The organism is Kocuria dechangensis (genome assembly GCF_014636775.1).
GTDB classification, from domain to species: domain Bacteria; phylum Actinomycetota; class Actinomycetes; order Actinomycetales; family Micrococcaceae; genus Kocuria; species Kocuria dechangensis.
On the sequence record NZ_BMEQ01000001.1, the window covers coordinates 439,300 to 455,837 of the forward strand.

A 16,538-nucleotide genomic window follows, 5' to 3' on the forward strand; every position below is an offset into this window, starting at 1 on the left:
TGACAGCGCCCTGTGCGCGCGGCCGCTCCCGGCTGTGCGCACGGGGCACCGAAGAGGCACGACGACGTCCGTCGTGCCCTCCGGCGGATATCGCCGGACGATCTATAAGGAGAACGGCTCCCATGCCGAAGATGAAGACCCACAGCGGGGCGAAGAAGCGCTTCAAGCTCACCGGTACCGGCAAGGTCAAGCGCCAGCAGGCCAACCGCCGCCACTACCTGGAGCACAAGTCCTCCCGCCTGACCCGCCGCCTGGCCTCCGACCAGATCGTGACCCCCGGCGAGGCCAAGGTCATCAAGAAGATGCTGGGCAAGTAAGCCCCCTCGCATCCTCCGGGGAGCACCGCTCCCCGCCCCGCACAGATTTGACCTCCCGGCCGACCGGCCGGGACCGAAGTGAAGGAGTACACACGTGGCACGTGTGAAGCGGGCGGTCAACGCCCACAAGAAGCGCCGGGAGATCCTCGAGCAGGCCTCCGGCTACCGCGGTCAGCGCTCGCGCCTCTACCGCAAGGCGAAGGAGCAGGTCACCCACTCGTTCGTCTACAGCTACAACGACCGCCGCAAGCGCAAGGGCGACTTCCGCCGCCTGTGGATCCAGCGCATCAACGCCGCGGCCCGCGCCAACGGCCTGACCTACAACCGCTTCATCCAGGGCCTGAAGGCCGCTGAGGTGGAGGTCGACCGCCGCATGCTCGCCGAGCTGGCCGTCAACGACCAGGCCGCCTTCGCCGCCCTGGTCGAGATCGCGAAGAACGCCCTGCCGGAGGACACCTCCGCGCCGCGCGAAGCCTCGGTCTGAGCACTGCACCGGCAGTGAACCTCACGGAGCGCCTGGCCGCCCAGCCGATGTCCAACCCCCGAGCCGATCGGGTCAAGGACGTCGCGGGGCTGGCCGGGCGCTCCGCTCGTTCCAAGCGGGGTCTCTTCCTCGCCGAGGGCCCTCAGAACGCCCGGGAGGCGCTGGCCCGCCATCTCGAGTCCCCGTGCGTGGACGCCGTCTACGTCACCGAGGACGCCCTGGGCCGCCACCCGGACATCGCGGCCCTGCTCGAGCGCGTGGCCGGGGACCGCTCCGTGTTCGTGCGCCTCGTGACGCGGGAGGTGCTCGCCGCCATGAGCGACGCCGTGACCCCGCAGGGCGTCGTCGTCGTGTGCCCGTCCCTCGACGTGGCCGCGGAGGAGGTCCTCGCGGCCGGGCCCCGGCTCGTCGCCGTCCTGGCCCGCGTGCAGGACCCCGGCAACGCGGGCACCGTCCTGCGCGCGGCGGACGCCGCGGGGGCCGACGCGGTCGTGCTCACCGCCGGCAGCGTGGACGTCTACAACCCCAAGACCGTGCGCTCGACCGCCGGGTCCCTGTTCCACCTGCCCGTGGTGGTCGGCGCGGACCTGCCGGAGCTGCTGCGCGCCGCGCGCGAGGCCGGCTGCGGGGTCCTGGCCGCCGACGGCCACGGGGACGTGGACCTGGACCGGCTCCAGGACGCCTCCGCGGCCCGGGCCGCCGGCGCCGAGGGCGTCGACGCGGTCTACGACCTCGCCCGGCCCACCGTGTGGCTGTTCGGCAACGAGGCGCAGGGCCTCTCCGCGCAGGAAAAGGCCCTGGCGGACCACCGGGTCGCCGTGCCCGTCCACGGACGGGCCGAGTCACTCAACGTGGGCACGGCCGCCACGGTGTGCCTCTACGCCTCGGCCCGCGCGCAGCGCAGGGGTGCGGACCGGCCCTGACGGTCCGCCGGGAACGACGGCGCGGAGCCTGCGGGCTCCGCGCCGTTCTTCGTCTCGGGGCGCGGTCCGCTCGTGGTCCCGGGACGAGCCCTTGAACAAACAGGTGAAGAATGCTTCACTGTTTGGCACAGGGAGGGGAGTATCCCACCAGCGTTCCGTCGTCACTACGGCCCCGCGTGAGGAGCCCGGCGGGCGGGCCCGTCCGGGGCCGGGAGAGACCTCCGATCGGAGCGATCGGAAGGTGTCGTGATGGATGTCCCGTTCTGGATCTGGGCCGCGGTGCTCGGCTTCATCGTGGTGATGCTGGCCGTCGACCTGTTCGCCCACCGGCACGCCCACGTGATCGGGGTCAGCGAAGCCGCGGCGTGGTCGGGGGTGTGGGTCGCCTTCGGCGTGGGCTTCGGCGCGCTGGTCTGGGCCGTCTGGGGAGCGGAGTACGGCCAGCAGTACTTCGCCGGCTATCTCATCGAGAAGTCCCTGGCGGTGGACAACGTCTTCGTCTGGGCGATCATCTTCAGCCACTTCGCCGTGCCGCGGCAGTACCAGCACCGGGTGCTGTTCCTGGGGGTGCTGGGCGCACTGGTCTTCCGCGGGATCTTCATCGCAGCCGGGGCCCTGCTGATCCAGCACTTCTCCTGGGTCCTCTACGTCTTCGCCGCGTTCTTGCTGTTCACCGGCTACCGGATGATCCGGCGGCGCGACGAGCACCTGGACCCGGAGCGGTCGGCGGTGCTGCGCGGCTTCCGCCGGTTCGTGCCGATGACCGAGGCCTACCACGGCCAGAAGCTGCTGGTGCGCCGGGACGGGGTGCTGCTGGCCACCCCGCTGCTGGCGGTGCTGGTCCTGATCGAGGTCACCGACATCGTCTTCGCCGTCGACTCGATCCCGGCGATCTTCGCCGTCACCGACGAGGTGTTCCTGGTCTTCACCGCCAACGCGTTCGCGATCCTGGGGCTGCGGGCGATGTACTTCCTGCTCGCCGACCTGATCCACCGGTTCGTCCACCTGAAGACCGGCCTCGCCCTGGTGCTGATCTGGGTCGGGCTCAAGATGCTGCTGAAGATCGACCTCTTCTACATCCCCACCCCGGTCTCCCTGGCGGTCGTGGCCTCGATCATCACCGTCTCGATCGCCCTCAGCCTACGGGCCACCCGCGGCCAGGGCCGCCGCGCGCTGGAGACCCTGCCCGACCCGCCGTTCCGGGTCGCCACCAAGGAGGAGGACAGCGCCCTGGAACCGGTCTGGGGCCGCCGAGCAGATCGCTCACCGGTCCCGCACCAGCGGGAGCGGTGACACGGACCGGTCCCGGGGGCCGGGCCGAGAGCCCGGCAGCCGGTCCCGATGGGGGAGAATCCGGGGCATGACCTCCAGCTCCCGGCCCGACGACGCCGAGGCCTCGCCCCGTCACGATCACGACGAGCCCGGGCCGCGGGATCCCGGCGGGCCCCGGCGACCGTCGTGGACGCTGCTCACCAACCACGGCCACGTCCTGCTGGCCGTGGCCGGCTCCCCGGACGCGCGGGTCACCGAGATCGCCGACCAGGTCGGGATCACCGTGCGCGCGACCCTTGCCATTCTCAAGGACCTCGAGTCCGCCGGCTTCCTCACCCGCCACAGGGTGGGGCGGCGCAGCCACTACACCGTGGACCGGCACCAGCACTTCCGCCACCCGGCCACCGCCGCCCACGAGGTGGCCGGGCTGCTGGCCATCTTCGATCCGGACCCGTCCGCCCGGGCGAAGCGCGAGTCCTGAGGGGAGTCCCGGCCGTCACCGGGTCGCGGTGGACCCGCCGTCGGAAGGGGATGCGGGACCGTCGGACGCGGCGGTGCCGTCCTGGGCCGGGGAGGCCGCCGTGGAGTGCTTGCCATGGTGCTCGCCGGCGGCCTCGTGGGCTCCGTGCTCGGCGTGGTCGGCCTCGTGCTCGCCCTTGCCGAACGGCAGCAGCTCCCACACCAGCACCAGGACCCCGCCCCACAGCACGCCCAGGACCGCGGAGAATAAGGTGTTCGTGAGCCAGGCGAGCGCCGCGCCGAGACCGCCGGCGACCGCGTCGTGCACGAGGACCTCGACGTGGTGCACGGCCTCGTACGGGGCGTGCCAGCCCAGCTCGTCGACCCCGACGAGGATGATGTGCCCGCCCACCCACAGCATGGCGGCCGTGCCGACGACCGAGATGACGGTGAGCAGCGCGGGCATGCCCTTGACCAGGCCGCGGCCGATCTTCTGGGCGGCCGGGGACGTCCGCTCGGCCAGGTGCAGGCCGAAGTCGTCCATGCGGATGATCAGCGCCACCACGCCGTAGACCAGGACGGTGATGCCGATGGCCACGACCACCAGGATGGCCGCGCGCGAGAACAGCGTCTCCTCGGCCACCTCGTTGAGGGAGATGACCATGATCTCGGCCGAGAGGATGAGGTCGGTGCGCACCGCGCCGCCCACCATCGTGTCCTCGGCCTCCTTGCCCTTCTGGACCACCGGCGTCTTCGTCTTGGCCCCGTGGCCGGAGAGCTTGGCCCATATCTTCTCGGCGCCCTCGAAGCACAGGTAGCTGCCGCCGAGCATGAGGATCGGGGTCAGCAGCCACGGCGCGAACTGGCTCAGCAGCAGGGCCACCGGGAGGATGAAGATGAGCTTGTTGCGCAGCGAGCCCTTGGTGATGCGCCAGATGATCGGCAGCTCCCGCGCCGGGGAGATGCCGTGGACGTACTGGGGGGTCACGGCGGTGTCGTCGACGACGACGCCCGCGGCCTTCATGCTCGCCCGGCCGGCGGCCGCACCGATGTCGTCCACGGAGGCGGCGGTGACGCGCGCCAGGGCGGCGACGTCGTCGAGCAGGGCCACCAGACCGCCGCTCATCGGAGGACCTCCGGGGGGACCGTGGTGCGGGCGGGCAGGGCCGCAGTGGTGATCAGCATGGTTACAGGGTAAGTGCAAGTGTCCGGGATGGAGCACCCCGGGCGCCCGGGACCGGCCCGGTGGCACACTGGACCGGTGACCTCCCAGCCCCGCCCGACCGGCCTCCCGTCCCGCTTCCGCACCCAGGTGGTCGGCGCCGCCCTGCTCGACGACGCCGCCCGCCCCACGTCCTTCCTCGCCGCGCAGCGGGCCTATCCTGAGGCCCTGCGGGGGCTCTGGGAGTTCCCGGGGGGCAAGCAGGAACCGGACGAGAGCTGCGAGCAGGCCCTGGTCCGGGAGTGCGCCGAAGAGCTGGGCGTGCGGGTCGAGCTGCGGGACGAGGTGCCCGGGCCGCACCCGCAGGGCTGGCCCCTGAAGGACACCGCCGCGATGCGGGTCTGGACGGGCACGGTGGCCGGGGGCCAGCCGGCGCCCGCGGCGGGCGAGGACCACCTCGCCGTCCGGTGGGTCCCGCTCGGCGACCCCGAAGCCGTGCTGTCGCTGCCCTGGATCCCGGCGGACCTGCCGATCGTGCACGCGCTGCTGGAGCAGCTCGCCCGCTGACCCCCTCCGCGGCCCTCGTGCCCCCGCCCTCTCGCCCGGGGAGAACCGGGTGCCGGTCAGGGGCGGCGGGGCGTCCGGTAGCCGCCGTCGGCGAGCCCGGCCCGCACCTCGAACGGGTTGCGCAGCGCCGGGTGCCCGCAGCGCAGCAGCGACCACCCGGCGGCGGCGAGGTAGGCGGGCAGGAACGGCAGGCCGAGACACACCGCGTACTGGGTGGCGTGGCGCGACTCGTGGGCCACGAGCCGGGGGCGGGCGGCGACGTCGGCGATCCCGGCGCGGAAGAGGACCACGTTGCCCACGGTGAAGGCCCCGGCCTTCGGCAGGCGGGGCCGGTAGCCGAAGCCGACGATCAGCCCGTCCGGGCCGCGGACCACCCTGGTGCGGGTGGCGGCGGCGACCAGCAGCCCCAGGGGCGTGGAGAGGTTCGCCATGTTGCACGCCGCCCGGAGGCGGACGGCCCGGCGGTGGTCGGAGCGCATGGCACCCAGGGTAGGTCCCCGGCGCCCCGGCCGGTTCCTGGTATCCGGGACGAGTCACTAGACTGAGACCTGCCCGTGATCCGCCCCGATCCGGGCTCCCCCGTGGAACGCCCCGCTGCGAACGCGGCGCCAGCGTGCCCGGGCCACGCCGTCCCCGAGCCGAAGAAGTCAGTGCTGATGTCTGAACTCCCACCCGAGACCGCCCCGAGCGGCGCGGTCGACCCGACCGACGAGGCCGCGGTCGCCGCCGCCGTGGACGCGGCCCTCGCCGCCGTCGAGAACGCGAAGGACCTGGACGAGCTCAAGGAGGTCCGGCTCGCCCACGCCGGGGAGAAGTCCCCGCTGGCGCTGGGCAACCGGCAGATCGGCACGCTCGACAAGGCGCAGAAGGCCGTGGCCGGCAAGCTCATGGGCCAGGCGCGCGGCCGCGTCAACAAGGCCATCGCCGCCCGCACCGCGGTCCTCGAGGAGGAGCGGGACGCCCGGATCCTCGTCGAGGAGGCCGTGGACGTCACCGCCGCGGGCCGTCGCCGGCGGCTGGGCGGGCGCCACCCGCTGACCAACCTCATGGAGCGGGTCGGCGAGACCTTCGTGGCCATGGGCTGGGAGGTCGCCGACGGGCCCGAGGTCGAGTCCGAGTGGTACAACTTCGACTCCCTGAACTTCAAGCCGGACCACCCCGCCCGCGAGCTGCAGGACACGTTCTTCGTGGACCCGCCGGAGGCGCACCTGGTGCTGCGCACGCACACCTCCCCGGTGCAGATGCGCACGCTGCTGACCCGGGACCTGCCCGTCTACGTCGTCGTCCCGGGCCGCACCTACCGCACCGACGAGCTCGACGCCACGCACACCCCCGTCTTCCACCAGGTCGAGGGCCTCGCCGTGGACAAGGGCCTGTCCATGGCGGACCTCAAGGGCACGCTGGAGCACTTCGCCCGGCAGATGTTCGGCCCGGAGGCGAAGATCCGGCTGCGGCCCAACTACTTCCCCTTCACGGAGCCCTCGGCGGAGCTGGACGTCTGGCACCCGAACGCCAAGGGCGGCCCGCAGTGGATCGAGTGGGGCGGCTGCGGCATGGTCCATCCCAACGTGCTGCGCGCGGCCGGCATCGACCCGGAGGTCTACTCCGGCTTCGCGTTCGGCATGGGCATCGAGCGGACCCTGATGTTCCGCAACAACGTCCCGGACATGCACGACATGGTCGAGGGCGACGTCCGCTTCAGCGAGCACTTCGGGATGGAGATCTAAGACATGCGAGTTCCTTTGTCATGGCTGCGCGAGCACGCCCCCGTCCCGGCCGGCGCCACCGCCGAGGACGTCCTGGCGACCCTCGTGAAGGTGGGCCTCGAGGAGGAGGCCGTCCACCGGCCCGCGGACGAGCTCCACGGCCCGGTCGTGGTGGGCCAGGTGCTCTCCAAGGAGCCGGAGACCCACTCCAACGGCAAGACCGTCAACTGGTGCACCGTCCGGGTGGTCCCGGAGGGCCGGGAGCAGACGCTGACCGGCAAGGGCATCGACCCCTCCGGCGTGCAGGGCGTCATCTGCGGCGCCCACAACTTCGAGGTCGGGGACAAGGTCGTCGTGACCCTGCCCGGCGCCGTCCTGCCCGGGAACTTCAGGATCTCGGCGCGCAAGACCTACGGCCACACCTCCGCCGGCATGATCGCCTCCGTGCGCGAGCTCGGCATCGGCGAGGACCACGACGGCATCCTGGTGCTCTCGACCCTCGGCCTGGACCCGGAGATCGGCTCCGATGCCCTGGAGCTGCTCGGGCTCCACGACGAGGCCGCGGAGATCAACGTGACCCCGGACCGCGGCTACGCCTTCTCGCTGCGCGGCGTGGCCCGGGAGTACTGCCACGCCGTGCACGCGCCCTTCACGGACCCGGCCGACGCCGTGGCCGCCCGCGTGCCCGCCCCCACCCAGGGCGGGTTCCCCGTGGCGGTCGACGACGCCGCCCCCATCCACGGCAACCCCGGCTGCACCCGCTTCGTCGCCCGCACGGTGACCGGCGTCGACGCGACCGCCCCCACGCCCCCGTGGATGTCGGCGCGGCTGCGCCTGGCGGGGATCCGCTCGATCTCCCTGCCGGTGGACATCTCCAACTACGTGATGCTCGAGTTCGGCCAGCCCCTGCACTTCTACGACCTCGACGCCCTCACCGGCGGCATCGTGGTGCGCCGGGCGGGCCGGGGCGAGACCCTCACCACGCTGGACGGCAAGCAGCGAACCCTCGACCCCGAGGACCTGCTGATCACCGACGGCTCGGGGCCCATCGGCATGGCCGGGGTCATGGGCGGGGCCGCCACCGAGGTCTCGGACGCCACCGTCAACGTCCTCGTGGAGGCCGCGCGCTTCGACGAGGTCTCGATCGCCCGCACCGCCCGCCGGCACCGGCTGCCCTCGGAGGCGTCCAAGCGCTTCGAGCGCGGCGTGGACCCGCAGATCGCCCCGGTCGCCGCCCAGCGCGCCGTCGAGCTGCTCGTCGAGCTCGCCGGCGGGACCGCCGGCCCCGAGGTGACGGACGTGGACCGCACCACGGCCCCGGCGCCCATCGAGCTGCCGTGGGACTACCCGAGCCGCCGCGTGGGCGTCGACTACACCCCCGAGCAGGTCGTGGGGACCCTCACCGAGCTCGGCGCGCAGGTCGAGACCACCGACGACGGCTGGCGGGTCGTGCCGCCGACGTGGCGCCCGGACCTCGTCGCCAAGGAGGACCTCGTCGAGGAGGTCGCCCGCCTCGACGGCTACGACCGGATCCCGTCGCGGCTGCCCGTGGCCCCTCCCGGGCGCGGCCTGACCGCCGAGCAGCAGGCCCGCAAGCGCGTGGCCGACGCGCTCGCGGCCGCCGGGCTGACCGAGGTGCTCGCCTACCCGTTCGTGTCCCAGGCGGACAACGAGCTGTGGGGCGCCCCGCAGGCCGGGGTCCCGGTGCCGTCGGTGAAGCTGGCCAACCCCATCAGCGAGGCGCAGGGCATGCTGCGCGTCTCCCTGCTGCCGGGCCTGCTGGACGTGCTGCGGCGCAACACCTCCCGCGGCTTCCGCGACCTCGCCCTGTACGAGATCGGGCGCGTGTTCCGGCCCGGCGACCGGGTGGGCTCCGCGAGCATCCCGCCGCTGGGCGCCCGCCCGTCCCAGGAGGTCCTCGACGACCTCGAGGCCGGGCTGCCCGCCCAGCCGCGCCACCTCGCGGCGGTCCTGGTCGGCAAGGACGCGGCCGAGAGCCCCTGGGTGACCCCGCGGCCGTTCGACTGGCAGGACGTGCTGGACGCGGCCCGGCTGGCCGCCGAGGTCCTCGGCGTCGAGCTGGACGTCAGCCAGGGCACCCACCAGGCGTTCCACCCGGGCCGGACCGCGGTGCTCGCCACGGCCGACGGCACCCCCGTCGGCTACGCCGGCGAGCTGCACCCCAAGCTCGTGGCGGCCCAGGACCTGCCCGAGCGCACGGTGGCGATGGAGCTGAACCTCAGCTCGCTCCTCGACGCCGAGCTCGACGTGGTCCAGGCGCGGCCCATCTCCGGCTACCCGGCGGCCACCCAGGACGTTGCCCTGGTCATCGACGCCTCCGTCCCGGCCGCGCAGCTGCGCGCCGCCCTCGAGGAGGGGGCGGGGGAGCTGCTGGAGGACGTGCGCGTGTTCGACGTTTACCAGGGGCCGGGCATCGAGGAGGGCAGGAAGTCCGTGGCCTTCGCCCTGCGCTTCCGCGCCCCGGACCGCACGCTCACCGCGGACGAGGCCTCGGCGGCGCGCGAGGCCGCCGTCGCGGTGGCCGCAGAGCGCCACGGGGCCGTGCTGCGCGGCTGACCGGCCCCGCGCCACGGCGGCCCGTTCCCCCGCGAGGGGGAGCGGGCCGCCGGCCGTCGTGAGACCGGCCACAGACGGGCGTCACGCGCCGGAGCGCCCAGGGCCCGTCCCGGGAACTCCGATACTGTGGCACCGGGCCGCCCGTGGGCGAGCCCCCTTCCCCGACCCCTTCCCCAGGAGCTCAGCATGACCGAGGAGACGGCCGACCGGTCGGACGCGTTCTTCGCGTTCGACGACGAGAACGACGACGACCGCCGGGACGACGACGGGCGCGGCCGCCGGGCCATCGCCTGGAAGCCCATCGCCGTGGGGCTGCTGGGCCTGATCCTGGGCCTCGTGCTGCTCGTCAGCGCCGCGCTCGCCTGGGACGACTCCCGCAGGCTCGCGGGCTACGCCGACCGCTCGTGGGTGATCTCCGGGCAGTACCAGGACCTCACCAACGACCTCCGCACCAAGACGTACAACCCGGTCTACCGCGGCGTCCTGCCCACCGACGAGGCGATCACGCAGCAGCCCTTCGACTCCGGCCTGGCGGACCCCCGGGTGCCGGAGGCGGGGGAGGAGACCGTCTTCCGCGGCACGCAGACCGGCTCCCGGGAGCAGGACTTCCACCAGGAGGCCGACGCCCTGCTCGCCGTCGAGGACGGCACGCTGCGCGTGGTCGCCACGGACGAGGCCGGCGAGTTCGGCGACGGCATCACCGGCGGGACCGTCCTCTGGCAGCGCGTGCAGGCCGCCCTGCTGGCCGTGGCCGGGCTCGGCGCCGCCGGCGCCGGCGTCTGGTACGCCCGCCGGCTCTACCGCGAGCAGTACTGACCCGGGGGAGCCCCCGGCGTGAGGACCCGCAGTGAGGACCCCGCAGTGAGGAGGCCCGCGTGAGGACACCGGACGTGCTCCTGTGCGCGGCCGACCTCGCCCGGGTCCCGGGCCTGGCCCAGCTCCTGGACGACGTCGAGCGGGCCCGGGCGCGGCGCTACCGCGACCCCGCCGCGCACCGCCGCTTCCTCGCCCGCCGGACCTGGGTGCGGGGGCTCGTGGCCGAGGCCGTGGGCGCGGACCCGGCGGCGCTGGTCTCGGCCTACTGCTGCCCCTCGTGCGCGGCCCGCCCGGGAGCTCCTGCGCGCGCCGCCGCCGGGGCGGTGTCCGCCGCGGGCGAGCCCGGCGCCGGCGACCACGGCCGTCCGGGGTACCTGCTCGACGGCGTGCGCGTCCCGCTCGGGCTGTCGGTGAGCTCCGCGGGCGACGTCGCGGTCGCCGCCCTGTGGGCCCCCGGGCCGGTGGCGGCGGGCGTGGACGTCACCCCGGTCGGGGCGGACCTGGACACGGTCGCGGAGCAGTTCTTCACCGCCGCGGAGCGCGCCCACGTGGCGGCAGCCGGGAGCCTGCCGGAGCGCCGCCACCGCGCGGCCCTCGTGTGGTCGGCCAAGGAGGCCCTGGCCAAGGCCGCCGGCACCGGTCTGGTCGCCGATCCCCGCTCCCTCGAGACGGGCGGGGTCCCGCCGCGGCGCGGGAGGCCCTGGCGGCCCGTCCTGGCCTGGGACCGGCTGGACCCGGGCCCCGGGGAGGGGGCCGCCGCGTTCGCCGCCCGACTGGCGGACGGGTTCGCGACGGCCCTGGCGTTCAGCCGGGGAACCCGGGGAGGGCCGTGCTGAACAGCCAGTCGTGGAGCAGGGCGCGGAGGTCGTCGCCGGGCAGGTCCGGGCAGGTCCCGGCCACGTGGGCCTCGAAGAGCTCGGTGCTCACCAGCCCGTGCCGGTGCCGTCCGGTCCAGGAGCGCAGCATCGTGAAGAAGGCGTCGTCCCCCACGGCCGTCCGCAGGGCGTGCACCGTGAGGGCGCCGCGCTTGTAGACGCGGTCGTCGAACATGCCCTCGGGGCCGGGCCGGCCCACCTCGATGTCCTGGGGGGCGAGCTTCAGCCTCGCCCAGGCCAGCTGCGCCCGCCGCTTCGCGGACCACCCGCCGGAGGCCTCCGACCACAGCCACTCGGCGTAGCAGGCGAAGCCCTCGTGCAGCCAGATGTGCTCCCAGCCCGAGGCGGTCAGCGAGTTGCCGAACCACTGGTGGGACAGCTCGTGGGCGATCAGCCGCTGGTTCTCCCAGGAGCCCGAGAGGTGGTTGCGGCCGAAGACCGAGCAGCCCAGCGCCTCGAGCGGGATCTCGAGGTCGTCCTCGGCCACCACCGCCGTGTAGTCCTCGAAGGGGTAGGGGCCGAAGGCCTCCACGAACGCCGTCATCATCTGCCCCTGGGCGCGGAAGCCCTCGGCGCACTCCTCGGCCCGCCCCACCGGGTGGACCAGGTACTGGGGGACGGGCCCGTCCCCCAGCGGCGTGCGCCGGTAGTCGCCGATCTGGACGGTGGCGAGGTAGCTCGGCATGGGGTCGTCGAGCCGGTAGACCCACGTGCAGCGGCTCGCGTGCCGGGCCCGGGACTCGAGCCGGCCGTTGGCCAGGACGTAGTACTCCGCGTCGGTGGAGATCTCGAAGCGGTAGGTCGCCTTCTGCGAGGGGTGGTCGTTGCAGGGGAACCAGGTGGAGGCGCCCGTGGGCTGGCCGGCCACGAGGACGCCGTCGGTGAGCTCCTCCCACCCGATCTCGCCCCAGGGCCCGTCGGCCGGGCCGGGGTGTCCCCCGTACCGGATCCGCAGCGAGAACTCCTCCCCGGCCCCGACCGCGCGCGGGAGCGTGACCACCAGGCGGTCACGGCGCTGGGCGAACCGGACGGACTTCTTCCCGCCCTGCTGCGCGCCGAGAACGGCGCGGACCTTGCCCACCGTCAGGCCGGTGAGGTCCAGTTCGAGCCGGGTGACGGGAACGCGGGCCCTGCAGCGCAGCAGGGCCTCCCCGTCCAGCCTGTTGCTCTCCATCCGGTAGTCCAGCTCCAGCTCGTAGCGGTGCACGTCGACGTCCGGGGTCCCGGACGACGGGGTGTACGGATCCAGGACGGAGGTGGTGGAGGGCACGCGGGGCCTTTCGGGGGAGGTGGGGGTGGCGGGGACGGCGCCCCTCACCGGCTGCGGGGCGCGCCGGTGTGCGGGTCGGGGACGTTGCGGGACCAGGGCCGGACCGGGTTCCCGGTCCAGTACGAGGCCGCGGGCACGGACTCCCCGCGCATCACCAGGGACGCGGGCCCGACGGTGGCCGAGGCCCCCACGCTGGCGGCGGGCAGGATCACCCCGTGCGGGCCCATGGTCGCCCCCGCCTCGAGCTCCACGGTGTCCAGGGACATGATCCGGTCGTGGAACAGGTGGGTCTGGAGCACGGTGCCCCGATTCACGGTGGAGGCGTGCCCCAGGGTCACCAGGTCCGCCTCGGGCAGCCAGTAGGTCTCGCACCACACGCCGTGGCCGATCCTGGCGCCCAGGGCGCGCAGGTACCAGACGAGGGCCGGGGTGCCGGAGGCGGCGTGGGCGAACCAGGGGGCGGCGACGAGCTCCACGAACGTGTCCTGGAGCTCGTTGCGCCAGATGAAGGAGCTCCACAGCGGGTGCTCGCCCGGCCGGACCCGGCCCACGAGGGCCCACTTGGCGAGCACGGACAGCAGCGCCGCGAGGAAGCCCGCCCCCATGAGGACCGCCCCGGAGAGCAGCGCCGCGAGCCAGTAGCCCGAGCGGGCGACGATCTCGTCCAGGGCCAGCACCACCAGGAAGACCAGGGCCGTGGACGCCACGACGGACAGCAGCCGCAGCGTCTCGACGGCGCCCCGCAGGACCTTCAATCGCGCGGGCGGCGCGTACGTCAGCGCGTGGTCCGCCTCGACCACGGTGCGGCGCAGCCGGATGGGCGGGGAGCCCAGCCACGAGGAGCCGGACTTCGCCCTGTCGGGCGCCGAGGACAGGACGGCCACGAGGGAGTCCTTGCGGACCCGGCGGCCCGCGGCGGCGATGCCCGAGTTGCCGAGGAACGAGCGCTTGCCGATCTTGACGGGGCCGACGCGCATCCACCCGCCGCCGAGCTCGTACGGGGCGACCATGGTGTCGTCCGCGAGGAAGGCGCCGTCCCCGATGGTGGTCATGCAGGGGATGAGCACCGCGGTGGAGATCTCCACGTCCCGGCCGACCCTCGCGCCGAGCAGGCGCATCCAGACGGGCGTGACGAGCCCGGCGTAGAGGGGGAAGAGCAGGTCGCGGGCCATGTCCATGACCCGCTCGGTGGCCCAGATCCGCCAGCCGACCGCGGACCGGACCGGGTGGTACCCGGCGGTGATGCCCCGCCCGAGCCCCCGGACGGCCAGCAGCACCAGCAGGGCGCAGGCGAAGAACCATACCAGCGCCGCCACGGGCACGGCCCACAGCAGCGTGCCGTCGGCGAGCAGCTCGCCGAGGGTCGTGTCCGACCCGATCCGCGGGCGCAGCAGCAGGGCCAGGACCGTCGCGGCGACCAGGGCGGCCACGTAGGGGATGCCCGCGAGCGCCGCGGAGGCGACGCCGTACACGGAGGCCCACAGGCGGGAGCGGAGGAGCGGCTCCTGGGGCCAGTGGATCCGGGCCTTGCCCGTGCGCTCGGCGGGGGAGCCCGCGACGCGCACGCCCTCCTTGACCTTCCCGAGCACCGCGGAGCCGGCCTCGACGCGGGCGTCGCGCCCGATCCGGGTCCCGGGCATGAGGGTGGAGCGGGTGCCCACGACCGCGCCCGCCCCGATCTCGATCGAGCCGACGTGCAGGACATCGCCGTCGATCCACCAGCCGGAGAGGTCCACCTCGGGCTCGACGGCGGCCCCGCGCCCGACCGTCAGCAGGCCGGTGACGGGCGGGACCGAGTGCAGGTCCACGTCCCGGTCGATCTCCGCGCCGAGGGCGCGGGCGTAGTACGGCATCCACGGGGCGGAGGACAGGGACACCGCGCGGGAGGCCTGCGCGATCTGCTCCACGAGCCACAGCCTGAGGTGGACCTTCCCGGAGCGGGGGTAGTCGCCCGGCTCCAGGCCGCGCAGCAGGGTCCGGGCCGCGAGCACGGTGACGCCCATGCGGCCGAACGGGCTGACGAACACGAGCCACGAGGCGAGCACCCACCCCCACGGGACCACCGGGGCGGCGGGCAGCACGCCCATGGCCCCCAGCACGTTGTTGAGCACCAGCAGCCACGTGAGCCAGCGCATCCCGGCGAGGACCTGCACGGGGATGCCCATCAGGGTCTGGAAGACCTGGGACCGGCGGGCGGTGCGGCGCACGGAGCGCTCGTCCATGGAGTGGGCGGCGGCCCGGGACTTGGGGGCGTCGCGGCGGACCATCTCGATCAGCGAGCCCACCCGGGGGTGGGCGTAGACATCCGAGACGGTGACCGTGGGGTACTTCTGCCGCAGCACGGAGACGAGCTGGGCGGCGGCCAGCGACCCGCCGCCGGACGCGAAGAAGTCGGCGTCCAGACCCACCGCGCCCACCCCCAGGACCGCGCTCCACTGCTCGAGGATCCAGCGGTCCTCCTCGTCGGTGCCGCTGAGGTCCACCGCGGCGTCGTCCGCGCCCGCCCCGGGGAGGGGCCAGGGCAGGGCCTTGCGGTCCACCTTGCCGCTGGTCCTGGTGGGGAGGTCGTCGGTCACCGCCAGCAGCGGGATCAGCGCCGCAGGGAGGACGTCGGCCAGGCGGGCCCGTGCGGCCGCGGTGTCGAAGGTGGGCAGCTCCTCCGGGGCCGCGCCCCGCAGCGCGCCCTCGGGGACCAGGTAGCCGACGAGGACCTGGTTGCCGGCGGCGGTCTCCTGGACGGCGGCGGCCGCCCCCTGGACGCCGGGCAGGGCCTGCAGGGCCGCGTCCACCTCGCCCAGCTCGATCCGCCGGCCCCCGAGCTTGACCTGTTCGTCGGCCCGGCCCACGAACAGCAGCCCCGCCGGGTCGTAGGTCACGAGGTCCCCCGAGCGGTAGGCGCGGTCCCAGCCGAGGGTGGGCATGGGGGCGTACTTCTCCGCGTCCTTGGCGGGGTCGAGGTAGCGGGCCAGGCCGACGCCGCCGATGATCAGCTCGCCCGTCCCGCCCTCGGGCACGGGGATTCCCTCCGCGTCGACGACGGCGAGGTCCCAGCCGTCCAGGGGGAGGCCGATGGTGACCGGGACGCCGGCGTGCATCTGCGCGGCGCAGGCCACGACGGTCGCCTCGGTGGGCCCGTAGGTGTTCCACAGCTCCCGGCTGCCGTCGGCCAGGCGGTTCACGAGCTCGGGAGGGCAGGCCTCGCCGCCGAAGATGAGCAGCCGGACGGAGTCCAGGGCGGTCGCCGGCCACATGGCCGCGAGGGTGGGGACGGTCGAGACGACGGTGATCCCGCGGGTCTCGAGCCACGGGCCCAGGTCGGTGCCGGAGCGCACGAGGGACCGGGGGGCGGGGACCAGGCAGGCCCCGTGGCGCCACGCGAGCCACATCTCCTCGCAGGAGGCGTCGAAGGCCACCGACAGCCCCGCCAGGACACGGTCCTGCGGCCCGATCGGGTCGTCCTGCAGGAACAGCCGCGCCTCGGCGTCCACGAAGGCGGCCGCCGAGCGGTGGGAGACCGCCACGCCCTTCGGCCTGCCGGTCGACCCGGAGGTGAAGATGATCCAGGCGTCGTCGTCCAGGGTGGGCATCCGCGGCGCCGGGTGGGGACCGGACCCCTCCCGGGCCGGCGCCACGGTGATCGACCCGCCCGCGCCGATGGTCCCGGCGACGTCCGCCTCGCCGAACACCAGCCGGGCGCGCTTCTCGGGGTCGTCGGCGTCCACGGGCACGTAGCCGGCGCCCACGAGCAGGACGCCGAGGATGCCGATGTAGAGCTCGGCCGTGCCGGAGGCCACCCGCACCCCGATCCTGTCGCCCGCGCCGAGACCGGCCGCGGTCAGGCGCCGGCCCACGGCCCGCACCTCCGCCAGCAGTTCGGTGTAGCTGAGGGAGCGCTCGCCGTCGTCGAGCGCGGGCGCGTCCGGGTGCTCCTCGGCGGTGGCGAGGAGCAGCTCCACCAGCGTGCGCTCCGGGGGGCAGGAGGCGGCGCCGGGCAGCTGGGGGAGGTGCACGGCGGAGGGCGCGCGGGCAGGGGTGGAGGGCAGAACGTCGTTGGTCACCCGCTCATTGTCTCCTTCCCCACCCGGCCCCTCCCGCCGCGTGTGAGCGCCC

14 protein-coding genes are annotated in these 16,538 nt (G+C 74.3%); 10 read left to right on the forward strand and 4 right to left on the reverse strand.

All coding sequences use genetic code 11. The features are described from left to right. The first annotated feature begins 122 nt into the window (after positions 1-122). The 5 genes from rpmI (at position 123) to IEW07_RS02030 (ending at position 3,477) form a co-directional block, all read left to right on the forward strand. On the forward strand, positions 123-317 hold the full coding sequence (rpmI, locus tag IEW07_RS02010) for a 50S ribosomal protein L35 (RefSeq protein WP_047803998.1): 195 nt from the start codon (positions 123-125) through the stop codon (positions 315-317). A 94-nt stretch (positions 318-411) separates the two neighbouring features. After that, on the forward strand, positions 412-801 hold the full coding sequence (gene rplT, locus IEW07_RS02015; protein WP_188534137.1) for a 50S ribosomal protein L20: 390 nt from the start codon (positions 412-414) through the stop codon (positions 799-801). A gap of 14 nt (positions 802-815) precedes the next feature. After that, positions 816-1,724, forward strand: a complete 909-nt coding sequence (locus tag IEW07_RS02020; RefSeq protein WP_229741488.1) for a TrmH family RNA methyltransferase — start codon at positions 816-818, stop codon at positions 1,722-1,724. A gap of 249 nt (positions 1,725-1,973) precedes the next feature. Beyond that, positions 1,974-3,017 carry a TerC family protein gene (locus IEW07_RS02025; RefSeq protein ID WP_188534138.1) on the forward strand — a complete coding sequence of 348 codons (1,044 nt, stop codon included), beginning with the start codon at positions 1,974-1,976 and terminating at the stop codon, positions 3,015-3,017. A 67-nt stretch (positions 3,018-3,084) separates the two neighbouring features. Further along, a complete protein-coding gene (locus IEW07_RS02030) occupies positions 3,085-3,477 on the forward strand; it encodes a helix-turn-helix transcriptional regulator (RefSeq protein ID WP_308738205.1) in 393 nt (130 codons plus the stop codon). A 15-nt stretch (positions 3,478-3,492) separates the two neighbouring features. Here the strand turns inward: IEW07_RS02030 and IEW07_RS02035 are convergent, their stop codons facing one another. Further along, the gene (locus IEW07_RS02035; RefSeq protein WP_188534139.1) at positions 3,493-4,581 is read right to left on the reverse strand and encodes a DUF808 domain-containing protein; all 1,089 of its coding nucleotides are present in this window, start codon (positions 4,579-4,581) and stop codon (positions 3,493-3,495) included. 135 nt (positions 4,582-4,716) lie between these two features. Here IEW07_RS02035 and IEW07_RS02040 point away from each other — a divergent pair, with 135 nt between their 5' ends. Next, positions 4,717-5,184, forward strand: a complete 468-nt coding sequence (locus IEW07_RS02040; RefSeq protein ID WP_229741489.1) for a (deoxy)nucleoside triphosphate pyrophosphohydrolase — start codon at positions 4,717-4,719, stop codon at positions 5,182-5,184. Positions 5,185-5,240: 56 nt separating this feature from the next. Here the strand turns inward: IEW07_RS02040 and IEW07_RS02045 are convergent, their stop codons facing one another. Continuing rightward, positions 5,241-5,663 carry an eCIS core domain-containing protein gene (locus tag IEW07_RS02045; protein ID WP_229741490.1) on the reverse strand — a complete coding sequence of 141 codons (423 nt, stop codon included), beginning with the start codon at positions 5,661-5,663 and terminating at the stop codon, positions 5,241-5,243. A 177-nt stretch (positions 5,664-5,840) separates the two neighbouring features. Here IEW07_RS02045 and pheS point away from each other — a divergent pair, with 177 nt between their 5' ends. The 4 genes from pheS (at position 5,841) to IEW07_RS02065 (ending at position 11,119) form a co-directional block, all read left to right on the forward strand. Further along, on the forward strand, positions 5,841-6,911 hold the full coding sequence (pheS, locus tag IEW07_RS02050) for a phenylalanine--tRNA ligase subunit alpha (RefSeq protein WP_188534141.1): 1,071 nt from the start codon (positions 5,841-5,843) through the stop codon (positions 6,909-6,911). 3 nt (positions 6,912-6,914) lie between these two features. Beyond that, complete coding sequence (gene pheT / locus IEW07_RS02055; RefSeq protein ID WP_188534142.1) at positions 6,915-9,467, forward strand: phenylalanine--tRNA ligase subunit beta; 2,553 nt, start codon at positions 6,915-6,917, stop codon at positions 9,465-9,467. Between the two features lie 186 nt (positions 9,468-9,653). Beyond that, positions 9,654-10,283: a hypothetical protein gene (locus IEW07_RS02060; protein ID WP_188534143.1), complete on the forward strand. Its 630-nt coding sequence runs from the start codon at positions 9,654-9,656 to the stop codon at positions 10,281-10,283. A gap of 59 nt (positions 10,284-10,342) precedes the next feature. Further along, the gene (locus IEW07_RS02065) at positions 10,343-11,119 is read left to right on the forward strand and encodes a 4'-phosphopantetheinyl transferase family protein (RefSeq protein ID WP_188534144.1); all 777 of its coding nucleotides are present in this window, start codon (positions 10,343-10,345) and stop codon (positions 11,117-11,119) included. On the opposite strand, the gene IEW07_RS02070 is transcribed toward IEW07_RS02065, so the two are convergent. After that, positions 11,088-12,428 carry a M1 family metallopeptidase gene (locus IEW07_RS02070; RefSeq protein ID WP_229741491.1) on the reverse strand — a complete coding sequence of 447 codons (1,341 nt, stop codon included), beginning with the start codon at positions 12,426-12,428 and terminating at the stop codon, positions 11,088-11,090. The two genes, IEW07_RS02065 and IEW07_RS02070, sit on opposite strands and share 32 nt — an antisense overlap. 44 nt (positions 12,429-12,472) lie before the next feature. Then, positions 12,473-16,486 carry a Pls/PosA family non-ribosomal peptide synthetase gene (locus IEW07_RS02075; RefSeq protein ID WP_308738206.1) on the reverse strand — a complete coding sequence of 1,338 codons (4,014 nt, stop codon included), beginning with the start codon at positions 16,484-16,486 and terminating at the stop codon, positions 12,473-12,475. Positions 16,487-16,538: the final 52 nt, after the last annotated feature.